This is a genomic window from Halorutilus salinus (assembly GCF_026242195.1).
GTDB lineage: Archaea > Halobacteriota > Halobacteria > Halobacteriales > Halorutilaceae > Halorutilus > Halorutilus salinus.
Genome location: NZ_RKLV01000015.1, coordinates 21,694 through 30,582, shown reverse-complemented (window position 1 = coordinate 30,582; position 8,889 = coordinate 21,694). Strand labels below are relative to the sequence as shown.

Genomic DNA, 8,889 nt, shown 5'->3' with positions numbered 1-8,889 from the left:
GACTGGCTCGACGACCTCTCACTTAACGACCTCTGTACACTGATCTATACCTCCGGTACCACCGGACAGCCGAAGGGCGTGCGCCTCACGCACCGCAACTTCAGGTCGTCGATAAACCAGGGAAGGAAACGTTTCGGTCCGCGTCCCGACAAGCCCGACGACCTGCCGTCTATCGACGAGACGGATCGCGTCGTCTCCTTCCTCCCCCTCGCCCACGCCTTCGAACGTTACGGCTCGTTCCTGATGTACGCGAGCGGGGCGACCGTGGCGTACGCCGAAAGCCCCGACACGTTACAGGACGACTTCGGGGCTGTATCGCCGACAGCGGGTACGAGCGTGCCGCGCGTCTACGAGAAGGTCTACGACGCTATACGCGAACAGGCGAGCGGTTCGGGGGTGAAGAAACGTATCTTCGAGTGGGCGGAAGGTGTCGGTGAGAGATACCACAAGACGGACTCTCCGGGTGCGTGGCTAAGCACCAAGCACACCGTCGCGGACGCTCTCGTCTTCTCGAACGTCCGTGAGGCGCTCGGCGGCGAGATAGAGTTCATGATAAGCGGCGGAGGGAGCCTTTCCGCCGACCTCTGCGCCCTCTACCACGGTATGGGTCTCCCGATACTCGAAGGGTACGGTCTGACAGAGACAGCGCCTATCGTCTCGGCGAACCCGCCTGAGAAGCCTAAGATAGGCACCATCGGACCCGCGATAGCCGACGTAGAGACGAAGCTCGACGTCGACGCCGCGCCGGAGGACGTACGCGAGAACGGAAACGTCGGCGAGCTACTCGTCCGGGGTCCGAACGTCACCGACGGCTACTGGGAGAAGCCCGACAAGACGGAGGCGTCGTTCACCGAGGCGGAAGACGACGGCGACGACTGGTTCAGAACGGGGGACGTCGTACGTATGGACGACGACGGCTACATGACGTTCGTCGACCGTGCCAAGGAACTCATCGTCCTGTCGACGGGCAAGAACGTCCCCCCACAGCCTATAGAGGACGGCTTCTCAACCTCGCGTCTGGTGGAGCAGTGCATGGTAGTCGGTGACAGCGAGAAGTTCATCGGCGCGCTAATGGTTCCCAGCTTCGAGGGCGTGCGCAAACGCGCCGAGAAGGAAGGCGTCGAACTTCCCAACGACAACGAAGCTATCGTCGACAACGAGACGGTGCGTTCGTGGATAGAGGAGGAGGTCAACGAGGTGAACGAGAACTTCGAGAGCTACGAAACCATCAAGAGGTTCAGACTCGTCGCGGAGGAGTGGACGGAGGAGAACGACCTCCTGACGCCGAGTCTCAAGAAGAAGCGCAGGAAGATAGCCGAGAAGCACGGCGACGTTATCGACGATATCTACGCCGAGGACGGTGAAGACGACGAAGGGAACTGATGTACCGGTACACCCCCTCCGAGGTAGACCGCGAACGCGCCCACCACCAAGCCGTCATACAGGGTGCGGACGACCTCGATGTTAAACGTATAGGAAACCTCGGAGAACTCGCCTTCGAATGCTTCTGCCGCGAGTACCTACCCGTCGAGATGTGGGACTGGATGAACGAACAGGCGATACGCCGGTGTAACGAGGAAAGCTTCTCGGCGTACGACTTCGAGGTCTTCGGCTACGAGGTCGACGTGAAGACCTCGCGCGACGTTTCGGCGTTCCTGCCGCGTAAACTCCTCGACAACGACCCCGACGACGACATCATAGCCATGGCGTGGCACCGCGACGACGAAGACGCCCTGATGCTCCTCGGATGGACGCGCGTCGATACGCTCAAGTCGAAGGTAGAGGCGGACGAAGGGTACGCATCCGACAATCCGAGTCAGTTAGACCATCTCACAGCACGTCCGATGAACGAACTCATAGACCTCGGACCGAACACCGCGCATATGAACCAGCGCCCGACGGACCCGTTCGAACCGGGCGACCGTGTCGTCAAGAGCGATGGCTCAAGCCGGTCGCCCGGCGTGGTCGTCGAGGTTCTACCGCCGGAGAAGGACGGGGACGTACACGGAACAGCCTTCGAAGGCGAGGCGGTCAACGTCGCGTACGCCGAACCGATGAACGCCGGTCCGGGAGCTTGGCGCGACTACCACCCCGCGGAGCTCGCATCGTACTGCGACGACCAAGACATCAAGCTCTACACGTACAAGCACACCAACATCGAACATGCTGAACACCCGTTCGTCGTCGGTGACCGTGTTATCAAGACCGACCACGACGATCCTGACCCAGCCGTCGTCGTAGAACGTGACGGTGGTAAGGTAGAGGTTGCATACGAAGGGGGGTTCGGCGGCGAAGTACCCGAATCGGGTCTTGCTGATTACTGCGAGGAGAACGACGTGAAGCTGTACGGGTACGAAGCTGAGGAGTTAGAGCCGGTATAGCTCCGCGATTACTCAGCCGCGCAGATCGCTGACGTTCTCAACCGCCTTGGGTTTCCCTGTTTCCGGTTAATTAGCCTTACAGACCAACGGTGTACTTTGTTTCTAGGGTCTTACCTATTATGTGCCCTACACCATACCACTTATCAACCTTTCTCCACATGTAGAACCAGTGAACGTCGGGGCGCGATACTGAACTTGAATACACGGTAACGAAGGGCGGCTACGTCGAAACCGCAAGAGTGTATACCGAACCTGACTCCGCCTGCGGACACGACTACGCCCTACATTTCGGAACCACCGACGGCTACACCGTTGTCAGGCACGACAACAGCCATGAGGATCGGGGTGTCTATGACGAACATCTCTGTAACCGACGTTACACACGCACCGACTTCATCGGAATGAACGAGATAGTTGACCGGTTCTACGAAGCCAAGAACCTGTACGTCCGGTGGAAAGGTATTGCGGGGAAAGCCCCATAACTAACGAGAACGTAAACAACGTAACCATGTCAAAAGCCAGATACAGGCGGACGCTCGAAATCCGTAACGAGCCTCCTGAGGACACGCGTCAGGAGTTCCGGGAGAAGCTCGAAGACCTCCAAAACGATGACACGCCGAACCCGGACGACATGCATGTACTCAACGTCACGGGTAAACAGCTACACCGTCTCACGAGTACGAAGAACGTCGAACTCATACGCGCAGTGTCTGATCATCAACCCGATAGTATAAACGAACTCGCCGAGAAGCTCGAACGAGGCTACAAGGAAGTACACAGGAACGTGAGTCAACTCGAAGAGATGGGTGTGTTGGAGCTTGAACAGGACGGAAGGTCGAAGAAGCCCGTCTTTGGGTACGACGAGATAGATATTCAGATATCCCTGTGACGGTACGGTGGAGGATATCTTTTGACGTGGCGCGGCTACCGTTCCGCAAAAGTCACCTCTTACCTCGACGGAAAGGTATCAGGCTGTATATGTGGGTACGTGCTTAGCTCCGCAGAATCCCCTCGACCTTCTCAACGGCACCGGGTGCGTCCTCGGCGATAACGTACGCGACGGGTTCGACGCCAAATCCGCCGCGGTGGTAGGCGATATCGGGCACGCCGTCGGCGAAAGCCTCTTCGACCGTCTCGCGCCGGTCGTCGCGGTCGGCGTCGAACCCTACGGCATGCATCCCTGAAACGGACGCGGCTTCGAGTAGTTCGTCGGAGGTTGCGAGGTTGAGAGCGCCGCGTTTCGATGAGTCGGAGCGCGCCGCGGAGAGCACGACCTCCGAGACGTTCTTCGAGACGCCGAACTCGGGGTTTGCGGGTACGTGGACGCGCCCGTTCATGGCGTAGACGCGTCCCGGAACCGCCGCGACGTCGGACGGTGCGTCGGCGTCGGGGAGAGCCTGCGCGACGTTCGTCCCTACGTTAGGGACGTGTTCGGCGACGCCCTCGATACCTTTGAGCCTCCGGACGGCGCGGCGGACGTCACCGAGCACCTCATTCTCAACGAGGAGCGACGAGTCGTCGCCCGCAACGCAGATATCGCATCCTTTTCCGCGTAGGAAAGGGGATTCGCGCTCGTGGAGTTCGCAGATAGGTCCGCGGTCTTCGAGCGCGCGGACGAGACCCACGACCTCAGAAAGCGCATTGTAGTCGTCAACCGTCCCGTCGTCAAACCCCTCGGCGATACGTTCGACCGTATCACGGACGCGGTCGTCGGTGGCGACGATCCCTTCCTTCTCAACCTTGTCCATGACGTACTTGCTGACGGCGGGCTGCGAAACACCGAGACGGTCGGCTATCTCCTGCTGTGTAAAGCCGCGGTCGTCGAGTTCGGACGCGAGAAGCGCACGGAACGTCGGGAGGAACGAGTCGACGACAACCTCGGAAGGTAGCTTCATACGAGGTTTAGGGTTGCGGCGGTCATAAAGACTCCCGACACGACGGCGCAAGCTACATACCGGGGCGACGACATTATCTATCATGGCAGAGAACGACGCCTACATCGTAGACGCTGTACGTACGCCGTTCGGCAAGGAGGACGGCGTCTTCAAGAACACGCACCCGCAGGATCTCGGTGCTGAGCCGCTGAAGGCTCTTGAAGAACGCGTTGGATTCGATCCCGCCGACGACATCGAAGACATACATTACGGCTGTGTCACGCCGAAGGGCGAACAGGGCTACAACATCGCGCGCCTCCTGCCTCTCGTCGCGGGATGGGACGTTGACGTACCGGGCGTACAGCTAAACAGGCAGTGCGGTTCGGGACAGCAGGCGGTCAACTTCGCCGCGGCGAACATCAGGGGCGGTCTCCACGACTGCGTGATAGCGGGCGGCGTCGAGCATATGACGCGCGAGCCGATGGGTAGCGACGGTGACTTCGGCTCTTTCAGCGAGACGTACACCGACAGGTTCGACATCGTACCTCAGGGGGAGAGCGCCGAGCTTATCGCCGAGGAGTGGGGATTCACGCGCGAGGAGGTCGACGAGATCGCGTACGACTCCCAACAGCGTATGGCGGAGGCTATGGACGACGGCAGGTACGACTCCCAGCTCGTTTCTGTTGAGACTGAGGTGGAGCGTGAGGACGACGACGGCGAGACGGTGACCGATGAGATCGTGGTCGAGGAGGACGAGCATCCGCGCCCCGGTACGACGAAGGACGTTCTCGGAAAGCTTCCTCTCGTCTTCCGCGGTACCGACGACGGCGTCATAACGCCGGGTAACTCGTCGGGTATCGTCGACGGCTCTTCGGCGATGGTCGTAGCGTCGGGCGAGAAGGTTGAAGAGGAAGGCTGGGAGCCTAAGGCGCGTATCGTCGATGTCGCGCTCGCGGGCGTCGACCCCGTGATGATGCTCACGGGTCCGATACCCGCGACGGAACGCGTCCTCGAAAGCGCAGGTATGAGCATCGAGGACATCGATCTGTTCGAGGTCAACGAGGCGTTCGCGTCGGTCGTAAACGCGTGGCTCGAAGAGACGGGAGCGCCTTGGGACAGGACGAACGTCAACGGCGGCGCTATCGCGCACGGACATCCGCTCGGTGCGACGGGTAGCGCGCTCGTGACGAAGCTCATTCACGAACTCGAAAGAACGGGCGGACGTTACGGTCTGTCGACGATGTGTATAGGATTCGGTCAGGGTATAGCGACGATCATCGAACGCGTCGAGTAACGAATCCGGTCAACCGACGGATCAGCCGAAGGCTCTACGAGAGGTACGACGCAGGTTTCCGTATCCCGCGTTCGGTCAACCGATGGATCAGTCGAAGGTAGGCTCCGCGACGGCGACGAGTACCAGAGCCGGAAGACCGAGGGGGACTGCGAAGACCGTCGCGACGAGGGATGTGAAGACGACGAAGTACCATCTCTGTTTCTTGTAGCTCTGCCATCCGCCGGCGAGAACGACGAGCGAAAGGACACCCGAGACGGCGGCGACCGCGATGAGAGCCTCGGTACCCAAGGGGGTCGTGAGATCCGGAACGAACCCCACGGAGGCGGTAGCTACGGAGCCGAGAAAGCCGAGGACACCGACGAATCCGAGTATAAAACCGCCTGCCTTGGCGGGTCTGTCGGACTGAGCGCCCCCGCCGGGCGACCTACGTGCCGTTATCTCCTCACGGAGTTCGTCACGTAGCTCGTCGAGGCGTCTCCCGTGGTCGTCGAGTCTTTTGTCGAGCTTCTTACGCAGGCTGTTTAGCTCACGCTCCTTTTCGTTTATCTTGGGTTCTAGCTCTTCGCGTACCTCGGCGACCTCGTTCTCCTTGTCGCGGAGTTCGTCCTGTATTTCCTCCAGACGGTCTGTACCGGGGTGTTCGGCTTCGGACTGAAGATCGTCGGGTTCGTGCTCAGTGGGTTCCGTCGCGTCGTCAGGCGGATCTTCGATCCGATCTGAGCCGCCCTCGGAGGCTTGGGTTTCGTCGTCGGTGTCTTCGTTTCCGCTCATCCACGGATACATGGACGTGGGGGTACGAGTATCTTTGGACGTTCTTAAACTGAATTTCCGGAGAGCACGGTGTTAATACGGGGTTCTGGGAAGGGGAGTGGCGACGATGTGGAGTGGGGATATCCCCCGACTTTCTCAGCCGTCGGACGGTTGGCGCAGACGTTCGACGACGAACTCACGGTCGAGTGCGGATAGGAGAGGACCTAGTTTAGGACCGCTTTCCTGTCCTAAGAACAGACGGTATCCGTCGGAGAAGAAGCCGCCTACACCGAGGTCATTTTGGCGCGCAGTCTCGAATACGGCGTTCTGTATCTCGTCGGGTGACGCGCCCGACTCGACGGCGTCGGCGAGTTCGTCGAAGGCTGTACGCGTGTCGGCGTCGAAGTCGGCGTCCGGTTTGTCGTCAAGGACACGGACGGCGTACTCGTTGTCGTGATCGAGCGCCCAGTTGCGCGCGAGTTCGACGCGGCGGAGTGCGTCGCGTTTCTGCGTCTCCGTCGGGTCTTCCGGAAGATGTCCTGAACGGCGGAGTGTGTCGAGACGCGCCTCGTCGTCGCCCGCGACGCCGACCATGGCTGAGAAGGTGTACGGCGGACGGACGGGTTCGTGTTCAGCCGGATCTTCGTCGGGTGCGCGTAGGTCGTCGTAGACGCGTTCGGCGTAGAGGCGCTCTGTGGAGTCGGCGGGTTCGTCGCGTCCGTAACGGACGTCCTCGATACGGTCGAAGTCGTTGACAAGGTGGTGTATCTCGGCGAGCGACAGGTCGCGCTGTTTCTTGGGGTCGAGAGCGAAGAAGTAACGCAGAACCTCGGGTTCGACGTAACGCAGTATGTCGGAGACAGTGTAGACGTTACCCTCACTCGCCGACATCTTACCGCCGTCGACGAGGAAGAACTCGTACACGAGGTGTTCGGGCGGTTCGACGCCGTAGACCTCGCGCGCGATCTCGACGCCGCTTTCCCACGACCCTTCTGCGTGATCCTTCCCGAAAGGCTCGAAACCGACACCGAGCGTCCACCACTGCGCAGGCCACTCAAACCGCCACGGTAGCTTTCCTTCGCGGAGGGTAGCGGTTCCGCGGTGCCCGCATCCCTCGACCTCGTACTCGCCGGCGAGCTGGGCGTCGTCGCAGACGTAGTCGACGGCTCCGTCCTCGACGTTAACGCCGGTTGGTGTGGTCGTTATACGTCCGCATTCGGCGCAGATAGGCATGAAGGGGACGTACCCCTCGCCCGCCGTCCGTTGGTGACGCGCGATTACGTCGCGCGACCTTTCGAGTTCGGAGAGTGCGGTTCGGACGGATTGGTCAAAGTCGCCGTCCTCGTACATCTCGTCGTTCGATACGAACTCAACGGGGACACCGAGGCGTTCGGCGTCCTCGCGTAGGAAGGAGGCGAAATGTTCCGCCCATGTGTCGGGCGCGCCCGCGGCGTCGGCAAACGGCGACGGCACGTCGACGTACGGCTTACCGAGGTGCGCGCGGAGTTCGTCGCGCTCCTCCGCGTCGAGTTCGACGACCTCGCCTTCGGGCGAAAGTACGGTGTCAGGAACGCGCCGAAGAGGGTCGCGGTCGTCGCTCGTAAAGACCTGTCCGGGTTCGCCTGCGATGTCGTCGCGGCATTCGAGTGCGCGGACGACGAAAGCGCCGCGGAGAACCTCGTTGAAGTTTCCTATATGCGGCACTCCGGAGGGGGAGACGCCCCCCTTGACGACGGGCGGACGGTCGTTCTCGGCGACGCGGCGCGCCGACTCGTCCGCCCAGAACTCGGAGGTTGCGGAATCCGATATGTCGCTGGCGTTTTCTTCGTCAGAACTCATCGAGCGCACCCTGTGCTTCGTCTGTACCTTCGGGTAGTATCTCCGTACCGTCGTGCGCACCGTCGAGGACGGCGCATTCTATGTCGGCGGGGTCGCTACCGTCGAGTACGAGCGTTCTCATACGGCTTCTCTCGATGATCTTTGCGGCGAGTGCGTCGACGACGGAGTTTGCGCCCGCGTCCATCTGTGTCTCCATAACGATTCCTATGAGTTCGTCGGGTGTCAGACGTTCGAGCTTACGCGCGTCGTCGTCCGCCGAAGGGTCGGCGGTGTAGACGCCGTCGACGCTCGTGGCGTAGACGAGAAGATCGGCGTCTGTGTACTCCGAAAAGACGGCGGCGACGGCGTCGGTAGTCTGTCCCGGTGCGGTTCCGCCCATGACGGGAACCTTGTCGTCGGCGAGCGCGTCCTCTGCCTCACGGTACGATGTCGGCGGTTCGGGGTACGCCGTCCCTTCAAGCGCGGCGATGAGAAGACGCGCGTTGATACGTGTAACGTCGATGCCGAGGTAGTCGCACATCGCGTCGTTCGAGCCGAGTTCGCGCGCCACACCGATGTAGTCGCGTGCGGTCTTTCCGCCCCCAACGACGACGGTGACGGAGTGGTCGTCGGCGATACTCTCGACGACGCGCGCGAACTCCGAGACGCGTTCGGCGGAGAGTTCGGGTACGAGTACAGAACCTCCGACGGAGATTACGATATCCATTTGGACGGAGTTCGGCGGGTCGGGACTTAACGGTTTTGAGAACAG

9 protein-coding genes are annotated in these 8,889 nt (G+C 60.9%); 5 read left to right on the top strand and 4 right to left on the bottom strand.

Annotated elements, in window-relative coordinates; all coding sequences use genetic code 11:
* From EGH25_RS11620 to EGH25_RS11605, 4 genes are all read left to right on the top strand, one after another.
* Positions 1-1,383 (top strand): AMP-dependent synthetase/ligase (locus tag EGH25_RS11620; protein WP_266088772.1); only part of this gene is annotated, 1,383 nt, incomplete at its 5' end.
* The gene (locus EGH25_RS11615; RefSeq protein WP_266088762.1) at positions 1,383-2,381 is read left to right on the top strand and encodes a DUF7961 domain-containing protein; all 999 of its coding nucleotides are present in this window, start codon (positions 1,383-1,385) and stop codon (positions 2,379-2,381) included. The genes EGH25_RS11620 and EGH25_RS11615, both read left to right, overlap by 1 nt.
* 239 nt (positions 2,382-2,620) lie before the next feature.
* Positions 2,621-2,863 carry a hypothetical protein gene (locus tag EGH25_RS11610; protein ID WP_476729817.1) on the top strand — a complete coding sequence of 81 codons (243 nt, stop codon included), beginning with the start codon at positions 2,621-2,623 and terminating at the stop codon, positions 2,861-2,863.
* A gap of 26 nt (positions 2,864-2,889) precedes the next feature.
* Positions 2,890-3,270 (top strand): HVO_A0114 family putative DNA-binding protein, encoded by a 381-nt coding sequence (locus EGH25_RS11605; RefSeq protein WP_266088760.1) that lies wholly within the window; start codon positions 2,890-2,892, stop codon positions 3,268-3,270.
* Between the two features lie 103 nt (positions 3,271-3,373).
* On the opposite strand, the gene EGH25_RS11600 is transcribed toward EGH25_RS11605, so the two are convergent.
* A complete protein-coding gene (locus tag EGH25_RS11600; RefSeq protein WP_266088757.1) occupies positions 3,374-4,276 on the bottom strand; it encodes a thiamine-phosphate synthase family protein in 903 nt (300 codons plus the stop codon).
* Between the two features lie 82 nt (positions 4,277-4,358).
* Here EGH25_RS11600 and EGH25_RS11595 point away from each other — a divergent pair, with 82 nt between their 5' ends.
* Entirely contained in the window at positions 4,359-5,549 is a 1,191-nt protein-coding gene (locus tag EGH25_RS11595) for a thiolase family protein (protein WP_266088755.1), read from the top strand.
* Positions 5,550-5,636: 87 nt separating this feature from the next.
* Here the strand turns inward: EGH25_RS11595 and EGH25_RS11590 are convergent, their stop codons facing one another.
* The 3 genes from EGH25_RS11590 to pyrH all read right to left on the bottom strand — a co-directional run bounded on the left by EGH25_RS11590 (position 5,637) and on the right by pyrH (position 8,844).
* Positions 5,637-6,320 (bottom strand): hypothetical protein, encoded by a 684-nt coding sequence (locus EGH25_RS11590; protein WP_266088753.1) that lies wholly within the window; start codon positions 6,318-6,320, stop codon positions 5,637-5,639.
* Positions 6,321-6,455: 135 nt separating this feature from the next.
* A complete protein-coding gene (lysS, locus tag EGH25_RS11585; protein ID WP_266088751.1) occupies positions 6,456-8,138 on the bottom strand; it encodes a lysine--tRNA ligase in 1,683 nt (560 codons plus the stop codon).
* Entirely contained in the window at positions 8,128-8,844 is a 717-nt protein-coding gene (gene pyrH / locus EGH25_RS11580) for a UMP kinase (RefSeq protein WP_266088748.1), read from the bottom strand. Before pyrH ends, lysS begins: the two co-directional genes overlap by 11 nt.
* Positions 8,845-8,889 lie beyond the last annotated feature (45 nt).

Coding starts and splice junctions, on each gene's coding strand:
- lysS (WP_266088751.1), bottom strand. CDS start 8,138: ATGAGTTCTGACGAAGAAAACGCCAGCGACATATCGGATTCCGCAACC.
- EGH25_RS11600 (WP_266088757.1), bottom strand. CDS start 4,276: ATGAAGCTACCTTCCGAGGTTGTCGTCGACTCGTTCCTCCCGACGTTC.
- EGH25_RS11595 (WP_266088755.1), top strand. CDS start 4,359: ATGGCAGAGAACGACGCCTACATCGTAGACGCTGTACGTACGCCGTTC.
- EGH25_RS11590 (WP_266088753.1), bottom strand. CDS start 6,320: ATGAGCGGAAACGAAGACACCGACGACGAAACCCAAGCCTCCGAGGGC.
- pyrH (WP_266088748.1), bottom strand. CDS start 8,844: ATGGATATCGTAATCTCCGTCGGAGGTTCTGTACTCGTACCCGAACTC.
- EGH25_RS11605 (WP_266088760.1), top strand. CDS start 2,890: ATGTCAAAAGCCAGATACAGGCGGACGCTCGAAATCCGTAACGAGCCT.
- EGH25_RS11615 (WP_266088762.1), top strand. CDS start 1,383: ATGTACCGGTACACCCCCTCCGAGGTAGACCGCGAACGCGCCCACCAC.